A 14,147-nucleotide genomic window follows, 5' to 3' on the forward strand; every position below is an offset into this window, starting at 1 on the left:
GTGCTTGTAACTTTGTGCCTTTACTACTCTGTGCCTTTCTCATTTACCGCTCGTTTTTCCATTGACACAACACCCAGGCGCCGAAACCGCCGGCGGCGGCAATGGCGGCGTGCCACAGGGGGCCCGGCCACACCCAAAGAGGACTCAGATACTTAACAGGGTAAATCAGGCCGTAGGCCGCAAGCGCTGAAAGACCCGCTCCTGCAGCTCCCGCCGCGAACCAGACGCTGTCTTTTTGAACGGCATCAAGCAGGCCGGCGGGAGTTTTGCGATAAGTCATGATCATAACAGCCATCAAAACAAACGCACAGGCCGCGGCGTAAAATCCAAGGGTTATCAGATGCGCGTAAAACAGGGCGTGTAAAATAGCATAGGCCTCAAGCGGCTTGTACTTGATGTCAGCCACACCCGGCACCTTCCAGGCCTCTTCCGTCCAGGCATCCACCCCGCCAAGTGCCTCTTCCCGCAACTCAATTTCCCATGTATCGGGCAGCGGATTGCCGCCTACGGCGAGCACAGAAGAAACCAGCTCAGGGTCGTCTTCTTTCAGCTTTTTAAGCCGGGTTTCCCTGTCGACAAAAACCACATTTAAAGTGCCTTTTATGTTTTTCAGCCCCTCCTCCACTACGGAGGAGGTCTCTTTGCCTTTCTCGTTTTTAACCGCCACGATCCTGAAATCATCTTCAAGTATAAGCGCGATCTGGGTCATCTGCGCGCGCAGGAAAAGCAGAAGTTCGGCAGCCAGGCCAGCTGAAAACGCCAGCAAAAACACAACCCGGTACCCCTTGCGCACAGCCGACCTTTTGCTTTCCTGAAGCGCCTCGTGATGCGCTTCGTGGTGAGCTTCGTGATGGTCTTTGTTATGATGTTCTTCCATAGTTTTCCGCCTTATAAAAGTTAAATTATAGCTTTTTTCCCAAAGTGAAAGCGCTTTTTCCAGCAATATTGGAACGGAAGCCGCAGGCCCGGAAAGGACGCGGCAGATGGAATCGAAAACAGACTATCGAGAGATTAGCCCGAAAGTTGCAGTTGTCTGCAACTTTCGCCCCAAAGGGGCCGCCCTTTTCCGATGGCAGGCAGGGCGAATGTGCATTCACTACGGAACGCATAAAAAAATGCGCTCAAAATTCGCCTATGAGCGTAAAAGGGCGGGGCAACCCAGCCCTTTTGACCAATGAGTTGCCGAGCCAGGTGGCAAAAGAGCTGCCCTCCGGGCGAATCCTGGCTGCAGGATTCGGGTTAGTTTGAAAGTCACAGGCGGCAGGAAGAAAGTTTGGTGACTCGGATGCTGAAAACATCCGGCATTTTTAATTATCCCGACCGCTTCCCGTTTACCCCGCACTTTCACGGAACGCCCCGCCTGCGGAGCCCGAAAGCGCGGCCTGTTACAGCGAAGATTCTCTCAGTTCCACTGAGGCCACGAAAGGCGAGCGGGAAAGTTCGCCCACCATGTCGACGGGAATGCTGCCGGTTACATCAAAAGCGGTGAATTTTGAAGAGCTTCCGCTTGCGGGCAGACGGAAAACATTTTCCGACACAAAACCCTTGTCGGAACTGAGGTCTTTAATATACCGGCTGACAAAAGCGCCGGGAAGGTTCTGGTATGGCACCTTTAAAGTAAATCTTACCCTGGTTTTAAGCGGAATGCCGGAGCTTTTTTTCTCCACGGAAACGCCGGCCACTTTTGGATTTTTACAAATCGCGTCAAGCCTGGCGGCCTGGGCCCAGCCGAGCACGATGATTTGTCTGGTGTTTTCCGAGTAAAGCGTTTTCTCTCCTGAAAACTTGAAACCCGCAGAAATAGTTATTTCCTCCACCAGGCCGGCATAGCCTGCTTCTTTAGGCAGAATGCTCACAAAAACATATTCCCTTGGCGATACGCCTTCCCGTTCCAGCGGTTTCACGAAAGAAGCGATAGGCCCCGCGTCTCCGGCAAAAGTGAGTTTATAATAATCCGCGGGCAGAACGGGGAGAATGGACGGCCGGACGAACGGTCGGGCGGCTTTTTGCGGCGTCAGCGGAGGGGACTTGAGTTTTTTAAGCGAAGGGGTGTCAAGCGGGGCAGGGGCGTCCCTGAAATCTCCGCGCACTTTAACAGTGTTTTTGGGATTCAGGTAACCATATGAGGTTTCAATGAAATCCTGGAAAGCGGGATCTGAATACGGAGCCGAACCGATAAGCATGGGTTCGTAGCCGAGAGTTTCCTGGGCGGAAGCGTTAGCACAAAAAAGGGAGCCGCAAAAAAACGCGAAGAGGACTTTTTTAACCATTTTTTTCTCCTAAAAAACAAAAAAAGGAAACGAAAATAATTTTCATTATTCCGTTTCCCCTGGTTACTCCGGATTCCTCGGTCCGAAGGTGGATGCTCCTTTGCCTTTCAAAGGATTACAAGGTACTAGCTATAGCTGTGCCGTATAAAGGGCTATACCCGTCAGACGGCCCCGGCTGCCTTTAATTTTACACATAAAGCGCAAAACCGCCAAGGTGCTTTAGACCTATTGGAAGAGGGAAAATAGGCCCAGGTTCGAATAGGCCTTTAGGGCAATAAGGGCAGCGGACAGAGGAGAGCGTAAAGGGGTCAGGCGGGGAATAAAGAACTCCCTCCCTAAATCTCCAGCCGCTCCCAGCCCCTTGCTTTTGAGCGGCCTTGACACGCGCGCGGCCGCTGTGATACAATTTATCTACCGGTAGGTAGCTTTTATGAAAGAACGAACCACGCTCAAACTTAAAAAAGGCGACAAAACCCGCCGGCGCATACTGGAGACCGCCTCCGCGCTCATGGCCGAGCGCGGCCCTGACGCCGTCTCCATGCGGGAAATTTCCGCGCGCCTGAAGATAACCAAGCCCGTCCTCTACTATTATTTCAAGGACAAGGACGAACTTATAAAGGCGGCCTTCGTGGAAGGCACCAAACATCTGGAAGAACTGCACAAAGAGATAGCCAACCCCGGACTGACGCTGGAACAAAAACTGGCGCGGCTATTCTCCAACCATCTGGACTTCATAAAGCGCTACCCCGACATGCCGAAGTGCGCGCTTAAAATAATGGCCTCCCCCTCTTCAGGCGTGCTCAGTTCCATGGCCCGCGAACTAAAGCAGCGCAATCGCGCCGTGCTCCGCCGGATCCTTGAAAAAGAAAACCTCCCGCGGCAGGACGCAGACGACATCCTGCACATGATAAGCGCGGTCATAAGCTATTTCATGATAGAGGCCCGCGAGCACGGGGCAGCAAGCCTTTCAAAGGCCCTGCCGGGCCGCCTGGCAAAACTTATCTGCGCCGGGACGCGCCACACGAAGGCGCTGGCGGCAGCGCTGCTGCTGTGGACAGCCCTGGTTTCCGGGGCCCGCGCTTCCGCGCTGAACCTTACATTGGACGACGCGGTACGGACGGCGCTTAAAAACAACGCCACTGTTGTCACCGCCGAAGGGACCCGCCGTATATATAAGGAAAAGGTCACCGAATACTGGGGTTCGGTTTATCCGCAGCTCAGCGCCACCGGCCAGTACACCCGCAACATAGAGTCGCCCGCGTTCTTTTTCGGCGGCGCCAAGATAAAATCCGGGCTTAACAACGTCTACTCCGCTTCGCTGGACCTGAAGCAGGTGCTCTGGGCCGGCGGCAAGGTTTCCACCGGCATAAAGATGGCGCATTTATATTCCGACGCCAGCGACGAGCAGCTGAAAATCGCGCAGAAAAGCATATCCATGGCGGTTAAGCAGGTGTATTACGGGGTGCTGCTCGCCAGGGCCATATCCGGTATACAGAAAGAGTCGCTGGACCTGGCCCGCCAGCATCTCGACATGATAAATGCCCAGTATAAACAGGGCATAGCCAGCGACCTCGCGGTCCTCAGGCAGAAGGTGGAGGTTTCCAACACCGAACCCGCTCTTACGCAGGCCCAGAACCTTTACGAGGAAGGCCGGATAGACCTGAAGAACCTGCTGGGACTGGACCCGGAGACCGATATTACGCTCTCGGACGGGTTTAACTGCGCCGCACAGAACCCCGGAGAAATTTCCGAACTTTACAAAGAAGCCCTCTCGGGCCGCCCGGAATACCGGAACATGAAGTACCAGCTGGACCTGTACACCGAGATGATAACGATAGAACGGGCGGAACATTTTCCCTACCTGAGCGCTGTCGCCTCCCGGCAGTTCCAGGGCCAGAGCGATTCCGGCTTCCCGTCACCCGGCCTGCAAAGCTGGAGCACCACCGCCGGATTGAAGCTGTCCCTGCCTCTGTTTGCCGGAGGTTCCGTATCCTCGAGGACCAGGCAGGCTGAGCTGCAAGCCGGGATAGTCCGCACGAACCTGGCGGAACTGGAGCGCGACATAAAAATAGAGGTCAAGAAGGCCTGGCTCAATATGAAGGAAGCCGCAGAAAGGCTTGCATCGCAGACAACCGCCGTAGAGCAGGCGCGCCAGGCGCTGACCGCCACCGAGGTCAGGTTCAAGAACGGGCTTTCAAGCCAGTTGGAACTCAACGACGCTTCGCTGGCGCTGAACAAATCACAGACTTTTTACATACAGGCACAGCACGACACCTGTTCCGCCGACGCGAAACTTAAATGGACGCTCGGAGAATAAGGTTTCAGGTCACAAGTCACATGACTGGAGATTAATAATATTTATGGAAACGATCAAATCCCTTACAAAAAACATATCCTGCGGGACCGGCCTTCGCTCCTATTCGCTATTCGCTATTCGCTATTCGCTATTTTTTGCGGCCGTAGCACTTATGGCCTCCGGCTGCCGCAGCAGGGACGTGGAAGCCCTCAACAACCTTGAAAAGGACCGCTTTCTGGTTAAAACCGAAAAAGTGCGGGTACGCAATCTTGAGGAGTATATACTGCTTACAGCCTCCGTTAAGGCGCTGGATGAAGCCACGCTTTACCCCAGAACTTCGGGCAAACTGCTGCGCAACCTGTTGAAGGAGGGCGACCCGGTAAAGAAGGACGAGCCTGTCGCCCTTGTGGAACGCGACGAGGTGGGCGCGGTGTACGAGCCCGCCCCCGTACCCTCAACACTTACCGGCGTCATAGGCAGGATTTATCAGGACACCGGCGCCAATCTGACGCCGCAGACGCCAATAGCCCTGGTGGTAAACCAGGCACAGGTGCGGGTGGCCGTGGATGTGCCGGAAAAATACATAGGCAAAACATTTCAGGACCAGCGGGCCCTGATAAAAGTTGACGCTTTCCCCGACCATTCTTTTAGCGGACAGGTCTACCGGATAAGCCCGGTGGTGGACTCAAAATCGCGCAACACCGCGGTGGAGGTGCTGGTGGACAACCACGACGGAAGGCTGAAGTCAGGCATGTTCGCCGAGGTCCGCCTGATAACCGCCTCGCGGGGAGCTGCCCTTTCAGTGCCGGAAGGCGCTGTGGTCAGCCAGGACGGAGGAGACTTCGTGTTCGTTCCCGCTCCCAACGGTTTGGCGGCCAGGATTCCGGTGCGCACCGGAATAAAGACCAGCGATTTTGTGCAGGTAAGCGGGATAAAAGAAGGCTCGGACGTTATAACTTTCGGCCTTTACGGCCTGAAGGACGGAAGCAAGATAAAAGTGACGGAATAAACGCTATAAGCCCGAAGCCATATGCCATACGCTTTTTTAGGAGTTCCCTTATAGCTTACCGCCTATGGCTTACGGCCTATGGCACCTTTAACTTATGAAAATCACCGAAATCGCCGTCAAAAAACCTATCTTCACCACTATGATGATCCTTACCATCCTGGTGCTCGGTGCTTACGCCTATATCCGCCTCGGCATAGACCTGATGCCCAACGTGGAATTCCCTTTCGTGATGATACAGACCTCGCTGCGCGGCGCCGGCCCGGAAGAGATAGAGTCCTCCGTGACCAAGCCGCTCGAAGAGGCCGTGAACACCATTTCCGGCATTGAGGACATTACTTCCACCAGTTACGAGGGCATGTCGGTCCTGCTGATAAAGTTCTCGCTGGAAAAGAACGGCGACGTGGCCGCGCAGGATGTGCGCGACAAGGTCAATTCCGTGCTTGGCGAGCTTCCGCAGGGCACCAACCCGCCGGTGATAGCCAAGTTCGACATAGGGGCCATCGCGGTACTGAACGTGGTGGTCTATGGCAACCGCAACCTGATAGACCTGACGCAGATAGCCAAGAAGAAGATCAAGGAGAACATAGAGACCGTCAACGGGGTGGGCGCCGTTGACATCGTGGGAGGCCGCGAAAGGGAAATACACATCGTCGTCAACCCGCTCAAGCTCTCGGCGATGAACCTGTCCATCAAGCAGGTGAAGGACGCCATAACCCAGCAGAACATAGAGATCCCCGGCGGCAAGGTGGAACAGACAGAACGGGAATTCGTACTGCGCACCCTTGGCCGCATACAGGACGTAAAAGATTTTAACGACATCGTTATCACTACGATAAACGGCACGCCGGTGCGCGTCTCCGACATAGGCCGCGTGGAAGACACCGGCGAGCGCATGACCACGGCCTCCTTCTACAACGGCCGTCCCTCGGTCACGCTGGTGGTAAAGAAGCAGTCCGGCACGAACACCGTGGCCGTGGTAAAGAACATTAATGAGCGCATCAAAGAGCTGAAGGGCTCCCTGCCCCCGGGCATCGAGACCACCATAATCGGCGACCAGTCCGTGTTCATCAAGAACTCGGTGGATACGGTGACGGAGCACCTGCTGCTGGGCGCGTTATGCGCCGCCCTGATGGTGCTCGTCTTCATCGGCGATTTCCGCTCCACGCTGATCTCTTCGCTGGCCATTCCGACTTCGCTCATCGGCACCCTCATTTTCATGCAGGCGGCCGGCTTTACCATAAACACCATGACGCTGCTGGGCCTGACCATAGCCGTCGGCATCGTGGTCGACGACGCCATCGTCATGCTTGAGAACATTTACCGCCACATGGAAGTGCATAAGATGAGCCCGCTGAAGGCCGCGCTGGACGGCTCGCGCGAGATAGGCTTCGCCGTCGTAGCCATGTCGGCGGCCCTGCTGGTCATCTTCGTGCCGCTGGCCTACATGGGCGGCATCATAGGCCGCTTCCTCAAGAGCTACGGCCTCACGATAGCCTTCGCCGTGGCCCTGAGCGTCTTCGTGGCGCTGACGCTGACGCCGATGCTCTGCTCCCTGTTCCTGAAGATCAGCCCGAAGGAGAAGACCGGCCTGGAGAAGTTCACCGAGAACGTCAACGAATGGCTGGCCTCACGCTATATAAAGATGCTGGAATGGGCCCTGGCCCGCCGCAAGCAGATGGTGGTTTACGCCGTTCTCATCATGCTTTCCACGGTGCCGCTGTTCATATTCCTCGGCAAGGACTTCATGCCCGCCGACGACACCAGCCAGTACCAGATAAGCATCACCTCGCCCGAAGGCACCAGCCTCGCCATGATGAAGCAGATCTTCGCGCAGGTGGAGACGGAGACGCGCCAGCTCCCCTACGTCAAAAACATCCTCTCCTCCATAGGCAGCGGCACCGGCGGCCACTTCAGTGCGGCGGCCAGCAACTCGGGCTACGTGCTGGTGGAACTGGCGGACCTAAAGGACCGGAACCTCCCCCTGGAGAAGCTGGTGCTGGCCTCGCGCGAGATGATGAGCAAGTACAAAGGCCTGCGCGTCTCCGTGGCTGCCGTAGGCGGCTTCGGCGGCGGCGACGCCGCGCTGCAATACAATATTATGGGCCCGGACCTGGCCAAGCTGCAGGAATATTCCGCCGCCGTGGCCGATAAGCTGCGCAAGGTCAAGGGCGCGGTGGACGTGGACACCAGTTTCTCCTTCGCCAAGCCGGAATACCGGGTGGAGATAGACCGCAGCCGGGCCCACGACCTGGGAGTGAAAGTGGAAGACATAGCCACCTCCCTGCGGACACTTGTGGGAGGCGAAGAGGACATAACCAAGTACAAGGACGGCGACGAGCTTTACCAGGTGCGGCTGCGCGCCGAAGAAGGCTTCCGCGACCGCAAGGAAGCCATAGAGGCCCTGATGATACCCGCCGGGATCAACCGCGTGACACGGCTGGACAATATCGCCAAAGTGGTGGAAGGCGTGGGCCCCACGCAGATATCGCGCTTCAACCGCCAGCGCAACGTGCAGGTAATGGCCAACGTAGACGGCATCCCGACAGGCGCGCTGATAAAAGAAGCGGCTAAGGCCTTTAAAGAGCTTAAAGCCCCGCCCGAATACAGGGCCGACGTCTACGGCAGGGCCAAAGAGCTCGGCAACATGTTAAGTGAATTCCTGATAGCCTTCTTACTGGCCTTTATCTTCATCTACATCGTGCTGGCCAGCCAGTTCGAAAGTTTCGCCTATCCCATCTCCATCATGATAGTGCTGCCGCTGACCATCCCGTTCGCCATCATCTCGCTGTTCATAGCCGGGCAGGACTTGACGCTGTTCGCCATCATGGGCATGTTCATGCTCTTCGGCATAGTGACGAAGAACTCCATTCTGCAGGTGGACTACACCAACACCCTGCGGGCCAAGGGGCTGCCGCGCCACCAGGCGATGCTCGAGGCCAACAAGACCCGGCTGCGCCCGATACTCATGACCACGCTGACGCTGATAGCCAGCATGATACCCACGGCGCTGGGCACCGGCGCGGGATCGGGCACGCGCCGCACCATGGCCCTGGTAATAATAGGCGGCCAGGCCCTTTCGCTTTTAATAACCCTTCTTATGACGCCGGTCACCTATTCGCTTTTAGACGACCTGGAGATATGGTTTAAGAAAAAATACATGTCCGGAAAGGCGCCTGCCTGAGGCGCTGACCGGAAATCGGAAGACTTAAGGAAAAACATACCGGACAGCCTGCTGAAAATATTACGGCAGTTCCTCCCCTTTAAAAAACCGCCATATAAGTCCGGCCGCGTCCACTTCGGTTGAAGTTCTGCCTATCAGCCACTTAGGAAGATATTGCGCCCCGCCCGGCCAGGCATGCCCTCCGCCGTTGATCTTATACAGGGCCGTTCTGACGCCGTCCTGGCAGGAATAAATAGTCCCCTCTATGCCGGTGCCGTCCTTTTTGTCGTTATTTATCCGGAAGATCTGGGCGCCTTTCTTCGCGCAGCGGTTTTTACCCGCCCAGAAATTAAAGGAACCCGTCACTGAAATGGCCCTGCCCAATTTCCTTCCGCCGAAGGGCCCCGTTACGTCTCCGCCCCCCCAGTGCACCAGGTTGTCGTCCGTGCCGTTTATCATAAGCACGGAAACAGGCCTGGCCGGGGCGCACGAGGAAAATATTTTTTCCGACATCGCCCCCGCCACCGGCGCTATGGCGGCTATTTTATCCGAAAGTCCGCAGGCAAGCGTGAAACTCATTATCGCCCCGTTGGAAATGCCGGTCGCGAAAACTTTTTTTCCGTCTGTTTTGTAGTTTGCGCCGAAGAAATCGATCAGGCTTGAAATGAACCCGACATCGTCAGCCCCCTTCCGCCCGGTTTTATTTCCGGCGGCCCTGCCGTCATTCCAATGCTTGTCCACGCCTTCCGGATAAACCGCGATAAAGCCGTCCTTATCCGCCAGTTTATTGAACGCCGAAACGGTAAGCTTCTCTTCCATATGCTTTGCCGTGCCCCCGCCGCCGTGCAGGATAAGAACCAGCGCCGGTTTCTCGGCCGGTTTTCCAGGCACATAATAGCGGAAACTCCTGGCGGAGCCGTTAACGGCGATGGAAGCGGTTCGTGTGTCCCCGGCAGACAGCGGGGAACCGGTCAACAGAAGGAACAAAACTAGAGTCATATTCCCGTCTTTTCCGCGCCAAAAATCCGGCCTTTATTTCTTCGCGCCGCCTCTCTGCGGCTTCATTTCGCTTCGGGAGTCAGGGCATCGCCCGCCGCTTTCTGCAAAAACTTCGCGGTACCGTCGTCTATCTGCGGAGGATGCGGCAGTCCCTCGGGACTGTCTTTAAAAAGGGCCGAATAGAATACGCAGGCGGCCAGATATGTTCCCGTAAGGTTCGGATGCACATCGTCGGCGTATAAATTGAGCGACGGGTTTTGCGACCGGACATTTTCCCAGGCGGGCCCCACCGGGACGGCAAGCCCCTGGTTCTCCCGGGCCATCTGATCATAACTGTCGTTTAATTTTCGCTGCATTCCCTCATACGTGCCTATTTCCGGGAAGTTCCGGATATCCCGCTGTTCGCCGTTTTTTCTGGCCATAGTCATATAAAAGGCTATTTGCGCCCGCGGGTTCGCATTCCTGATCAACCGGCTAAGCGTTTGGGCATAGGGCAGCACTTCCGTCTGCGCCCAGGGATACGCCGGCATTTCGCTTTGTTCCTGCAAAACCACAAAATCCCATCCTCCCTTATTTATTTTTTCCAAAAGGCGCGGGTCCCCGGCATGCTGGGATAATGTATATCCGCCCGGAGCGTACGATTCATATTCCATTTTAAAGTTACGGGATCTTGCCAGGCCGGCGGTAAGCCCCGGCAGATCATTTACAAAGGTCAGACTGTTCCCGATAAATAAAACTTTTATTTCTTTGGCGAAGCCGGGGGCTTTCCCGCACGACACAAAAGACAATGAAATAAATAAAAACGCGTAAATTATCAGGCTGTATTTTATCAGGCGCTGTCTTTTAACGCTCATTTTGCCTTTGCCCGATCCTTTAAAAAATAACACGCGGGTCCTTTACAATTTATCTATTCTATAAAATATAAAGAACGGCACTGCGCAGTCCGCCTCCCGGACTAAAAAGGCGGGGCCTGAAAGCACCCCGGCCGGGCTTACCCTATGGGCCCAGAAGGTTTGGGCCCTTAATGCTCTGTGATTTCCGGCGCCCGGCTGTTAGACTATATCTATAAGCAGGGGAGAAAAATATATGAAAAAAACTATTTTATCGGCAGCAATGTTCCTGTGCATGGCTTCCGGCGGATTCGCCGGCGGCTTTAATCTAAACTCCGTTTCCATTTCAGACCTGAAAGGCTCCGATAACGGCACCATCGCCGCCGTCCCGGTCCCAGCCGAGTCCCTCGCGGCTATGACCAAGGCCCCCAACCTGGCCCCCGCGCTGGATATGAGCATAAAACTCCCCTTTTCCGAGCTCAATAAGCGCATGGTCGGCCTTTGTGACGACATGCAGGTACTGGACCAGGCTAAGCCGGTGCTGTTCCGCCAGGGCGATCACATAGTCTTCACCAATGTCACCGTTGACTATCACGGCGTGGATATCGAGCCGACTGTCCTTATCAAGCCCTCTTTTGACGGGAATAACCGCCTGGCCATCCGGCTCACTAAAGTGGACGCGGATATCGCTTTTGGCCCCAACACCGGCAAAGGGATGAACAATATCAACAAAGACGACTTAATGGCCTCCATAGCCGGCAGCCTGACCGCCAGCATGCTTGAATCCATGGACGAGTCCTTTGCCGCCAACAAGGTTCCGCTCAAGGCGAAGAACATGCTTTCCTTCACCTATGACAAGGCCTCCTGGACTCTGCGCGCAGCGGTCACCCCTGATTTCGTGGCCCCGCTCCTGCCGGGCCTTATCAGCAATGTCAGCCTGACCGCCTTCAGCTTCGACGACAAAGGTTTCATCCTGAGCGTTAAATCCGGTTCCGGTGCCTCCATAAGCCAGATGCCCGGCTACAATCTGGCGCTCTCCGACGGCCTGCTCACTAATTTTCTTCGCAAGTACGCCGAAGGCAGCGATTACGATCTGGCCCCGCAGGGCCACGACGGCGGCGTCAAGTTCCGCGCCGACGGCCGCGTGGAAGTGGCCTTGAAAGCCTACATGCGTGACATGACCTTCAAGCCCAACGTATACGCCGTCATAGAGCTTACGCCTGTCCTCATCGCGCCGAACACCATAGTTATACGCTTTGAAAAAGTGACTGTGGACCAGGCTTACGGCATCGGCATTCCCGGCTTCATCAATAACATGCTGCAAGGCAAGGCAATTACCGGCATAGTGAGCGGCATCATGACCAGCCAGGACCTGACCCGGACGATGTCCGCCCGCAAGCTGGATGATAACACCGTGGAACTTAAACTAAAAAACAGCGCTTTCCTCCCCTCTTTCGCCAGGGGCGTGATAATAAAAAATATGAAGATAGGGCAGGGCCTCATGTACCTGGGGTTCGAGTTTTAAGCCGGCGGCACGGAGATAAAATTTATGAAAAAACTTATCAAAAAAACGATAGCGATAAACATCCTGATAGCCGCCGCCCTCTCTTTAGCCCGGCCCGCTTCAGCTTCGGATTTCGACCTTTCGTCACTCTCGGCCGGCGGCCTGCGCGGAACCGAATTCAAGGCGGCGCCGGTTCCCCGGCCCCGGGCGCCCAAGGCCGACCCGGACGAGCTGGTGGGCATTGACCTCTCCATCAGGGTTCCATTCAAGGCCATAAAGAAAGCGGTGGTCATGATGGCGGCCTCGGATAAGCGGCTTTCCATAATAGACCCCGCCGCGCCCGTGCTGGAGCGTTCCGGCGAATCGCTCAAGGTCGTCAACATCCGCCTGGACCTGAACGGCATTATAATCGAACCGGTAGTTACCCTTAAGCCCTATTTTGAGGGCAAAGACAAGCTCGCCATGCTGATCCAGCGCGTGCAAATGCACGCCTCAATGTCTCCTTCCGCGAGCCGTAAGAGCAAATCTGCCGCCGTGTCTGCGCCCGCCGCGGCCAACACCGAGCCTGAATTCAACAAAGAAGATATGATGGCCGATATAATGGGCGTACTGACCGGCGGCATTATGGACGCGTTTAACGCGAGCCTGATAGAGAACCATAGCCCGCTTAAGGCCAGCGACATAGTCGTTTTCAAATATGACAAGGCCGCATGGACGCTTCACGCGGTTGTTTCAACCGCGGCCCTGAAACGCTACTTGCCCGAGGGTGTGGTGGGGGACGTTCATCTGACCGGTTTAAGCCTCAGCGACAACGCCATCGGCATAAAATTCGGAACGGAAGAGTAAATCCTGAAATCTTCGGTCAACCCGGAAAATTCAGTTGAAGGATCCGGGCTAAAAAACGGGGCAGGCCCTGTGGCCTGCCCTCAACTGGGTCTCAACTGCGCTGCGCTTCACTTCTCTTCGCTGCATCCTCAGGGGAGAGACCCCGTCCCCTCATCCCCGAATATAGTATAGCTCCCAAAACCTGAAATTTCAAGGCCCTGATACAAAGGATCAGCGGTCAGCCGGGAAATAAGGCTGGTTCAGCCGCTGTATATGCCATCCCTCAGGAAGCAGGTCGTACACCGATTTACCCGCGGAAAGAATAAGCTCGTGCGTCTGACGATAGGACTCTTCCTTTACAGGGACAAAGCCGGTGATGTCGGCGATGTGGGACAGCGCGTCCCTGCCTTCCGGAGTATTTCCAAGCGTTTCAAAGGCCGCCATTATGGCCTTGCGCTTGGCGGGCAGAAGCCCGTTGCGGGCGATCACAGGTTCATTCGGCACTGTTCCCGTTTTAGCCAGGATACGCAGTTTCGGGTTGCGGAGCGCCATATTATAATACGTCGCGGCCGCGTCCACCTCACCCTGTATAAGCTTTTGGATGGACACATCATGGCTCGCCGCGAACCCGGGAAGGATTTGAACGCCTGCCTTCTTTAAATAGATGCTCGGCAGCAGAAAGCCGCTTACAGAGTAGGGATTGGAAAAAGATATTTTTTTGCCGGCCAGCCCGCTGACATCTTTTATTTTATCTTCGGCGCGCACCAGTATAACGCCTTCATATTTTGAGGCGCCCTTGCCGCGCAGTACCTGAAGGTCCGCGTGGACAGCATGCTCCTCGCGGGCCACAAGATACTCGTCCAGCGTTAAGATGCCGGCGTCGGCCTTTTTTGCGCCGAATTGTTCTATGGCATCAACGGAATCCTCGGCCGTTCTGACTTCAACGCTCATCGCCGTGTTAGTGCTGAGATACCGCTCAATAAAGTCCAGCGACTTTCGGGAATCGGACGGGATGTACGGCGCGGATAAAAGCACTACCAGTGGATTTCCCGGAGTGCCGACCGTTGCCTCTTTTCTGCGGGCGCAGCCGGCTAACACTAGCGCCGTAAGAATACAGAACGCCGCGGATTTATAAACAGCCTGTCTGTTAATACCGGTGTCAAACATATTTTTCCCTCCATTTATTTAACATATTTTTTCCCGCTTACCCATTAAAATCCAGAGCGGTCAATATGTAATACGGCTGTTTGCCGT

The 14,147-nt window shown here is 55.4% G+C and carries 10 protein-coding genes; 5 read left to right on the plus strand and 5 right to left on the minus strand.

Annotated features, from left to right (window positions below; all coding sequences use genetic code 11):
- Positions 1 to 43: 43 nt before the first annotated feature.
- Both NTX59_01750 and NTX59_01755 read right to left on the minus strand, forming a co-directional pair.
- Positions 44 to 877 carry a permease-like cell division protein FtsX gene (locus NTX59_01750; protein ID MCX5784391.1) on the minus strand — a complete coding sequence of 278 codons (834 nt, stop codon included), beginning with the start codon at positions 875 to 877 and terminating at the stop codon, positions 44 to 46.
- Positions 878 to 1,385: 508 nt separating this feature from the next.
- Positions 1,386 to 2,270: a hypothetical protein gene (locus NTX59_01755; protein ID MCX5784392.1), complete on the minus strand. Its 885-nt coding sequence runs from the start codon at positions 2,268 to 2,270 to the stop codon at positions 1,386 to 1,388.
- Positions 2,271 to 2,700: 430 nt separating this feature from the next.
- Between NTX59_01755 and NTX59_01760 the strand changes: the two genes are divergently transcribed.
- The 3 genes from NTX59_01760 (at position 2,701) to NTX59_01770 (ending at position 8,756) form a co-directional block, all read left to right on the plus strand.
- Positions 2,701 to 4,587: a TolC family protein gene (locus tag NTX59_01760; GenBank protein ID MCX5784393.1), complete on the plus strand. Its 1,887-nt coding sequence runs from the start codon at positions 2,701 to 2,703 to the stop codon at positions 4,585 to 4,587.
- 43 nt (positions 4,588 to 4,630) lie between these two features.
- The gene (locus NTX59_01765; protein ID MCX5784394.1) at positions 4,631 to 5,575 is read left to right on the plus strand and encodes an efflux RND transporter periplasmic adaptor subunit; all 945 of its coding nucleotides are present in this window, start codon (positions 4,631 to 4,633) and stop codon (positions 5,573 to 5,575) included.
- Positions 5,576 to 5,669: 94 nt separating this feature from the next.
- Positions 5,670 to 8,756 carry an efflux RND transporter permease subunit gene (locus NTX59_01770; GenBank protein ID MCX5784395.1) on the plus strand — a complete coding sequence of 1,029 codons (3,087 nt, stop codon included), beginning with the start codon at positions 5,670 to 5,672 and terminating at the stop codon, positions 8,754 to 8,756.
- 60 nt (positions 8,757 to 8,816) lie between these two features.
- Here NTX59_01770 and NTX59_01775 read toward each other — a convergent pair whose 3' ends face one another.
- Together NTX59_01775 and NTX59_01780 are read right to left on the minus strand one after the other, a co-directional pair.
- Entirely contained in the window at positions 8,817 to 9,734 is a 918-nt protein-coding gene (locus NTX59_01775) for a hypothetical protein (GenBank protein ID MCX5784396.1), read from the minus strand.
- Between the two features lie 62 nt (positions 9,735 to 9,796).
- Positions 9,797 to 10,588, minus strand: coding sequence for an SGNH/GDSL hydrolase family protein (locus NTX59_01780; protein ID MCX5784397.1), 792 nt, complete (start codon positions 10,586 to 10,588; stop codon positions 9,797 to 9,799).
- A gap of 232 nt (positions 10,589 to 10,820) precedes the next feature.
- Between NTX59_01780 and NTX59_01785 the strand changes: the two genes are divergently transcribed.
- Positions 10,821 to 12,089 (plus strand): hypothetical protein, encoded by a 1,269-nt coding sequence (locus tag NTX59_01785; protein ID MCX5784398.1) that lies wholly within the window; start codon positions 10,821 to 10,823, stop codon positions 12,087 to 12,089.
- Between the two features lie 24 nt (positions 12,090 to 12,113).
- A complete protein-coding gene (locus tag NTX59_01790; protein MCX5784399.1) occupies positions 12,114 to 12,914 on the plus strand; it encodes a hypothetical protein in 801 nt (266 codons plus the stop codon).
- A gap of 210 nt (positions 12,915 to 13,124) precedes the next feature.
- On the opposite strand, the gene NTX59_01795 is transcribed toward NTX59_01790, so the two are convergent.
- A complete protein-coding gene (locus NTX59_01795) occupies positions 13,125 to 14,060 on the minus strand; it encodes a PhnD/SsuA/transferrin family substrate-binding protein (protein ID MCX5784400.1) in 936 nt (311 codons plus the stop codon).
- Between the last annotated feature and the right edge of the window lie 87 nt (positions 14,061 to 14,147).

The sequence above is a fragment of the Elusimicrobiota bacterium genome (genome assembly GCA_026388155.1).
Lineage (GTDB): Bacteria > Elusimicrobiota > Elusimicrobia > Elusimicrobiales > UBA9959 > UBA9634.

Excerpts from the sequence above, each read along its gene's own strand:
- NTX59_01750 (MCX5784391.1), bottom strand. The coding sequence starts at position 877 with ATGGAAGAACATCATAACAAAGACCATCACGAAGCTCACCACGAAGCG.
- NTX59_01760 (MCX5784393.1), top strand. The coding sequence starts at position 2,701 with ATGAAAGAACGAACCACGCTCAAACTTAAAAAAGGCGACAAAACCCGC.
- NTX59_01790 (MCX5784399.1), top strand. The coding sequence starts at position 12,114 with ATGAAAAAACTTATCAAAAAAACGATAGCGATAAACATCCTGATAGCC.
- NTX59_01765 (MCX5784394.1), top strand. The coding sequence starts at position 4,631 with ATGGAAACGATCAAATCCCTTACAAAAAACATATCCTGCGGGACCGGC.
- NTX59_01795 (MCX5784400.1), bottom strand. The coding sequence starts at position 14,060 with ATGTTTGACACCGGTATTAACAGACAGGCTGTTTATAAATCCGCGGCG.
- NTX59_01770 (MCX5784395.1), top strand. The coding sequence starts at position 5,670 with ATGAAAATCACCGAAATCGCCGTCAAAAAACCTATCTTCACCACTATG.
- NTX59_01755 (MCX5784392.1), bottom strand. The coding sequence starts at position 2,270 with ATGGTTAAAAAAGTCCTCTTCGCGTTTTTTTGCGGCTCCCTTTTTTGT.
- NTX59_01785 (MCX5784398.1), top strand. The coding sequence starts at position 10,821 with ATGAAAAAAACTATTTTATCGGCAGCAATGTTCCTGTGCATGGCTTCC.
- NTX59_01775 (MCX5784396.1), bottom strand. The coding sequence starts at position 9,734 with ATGACTCTAGTTTTGTTCCTTCTGTTGACCGGTTCCCCGCTGTCTGCC.
- NTX59_01780 (MCX5784397.1), bottom strand. The coding sequence starts at position 10,588 with ATGAGCGTTAAAAGACAGCGCCTGATAAAATACAGCCTGATAATTTAC.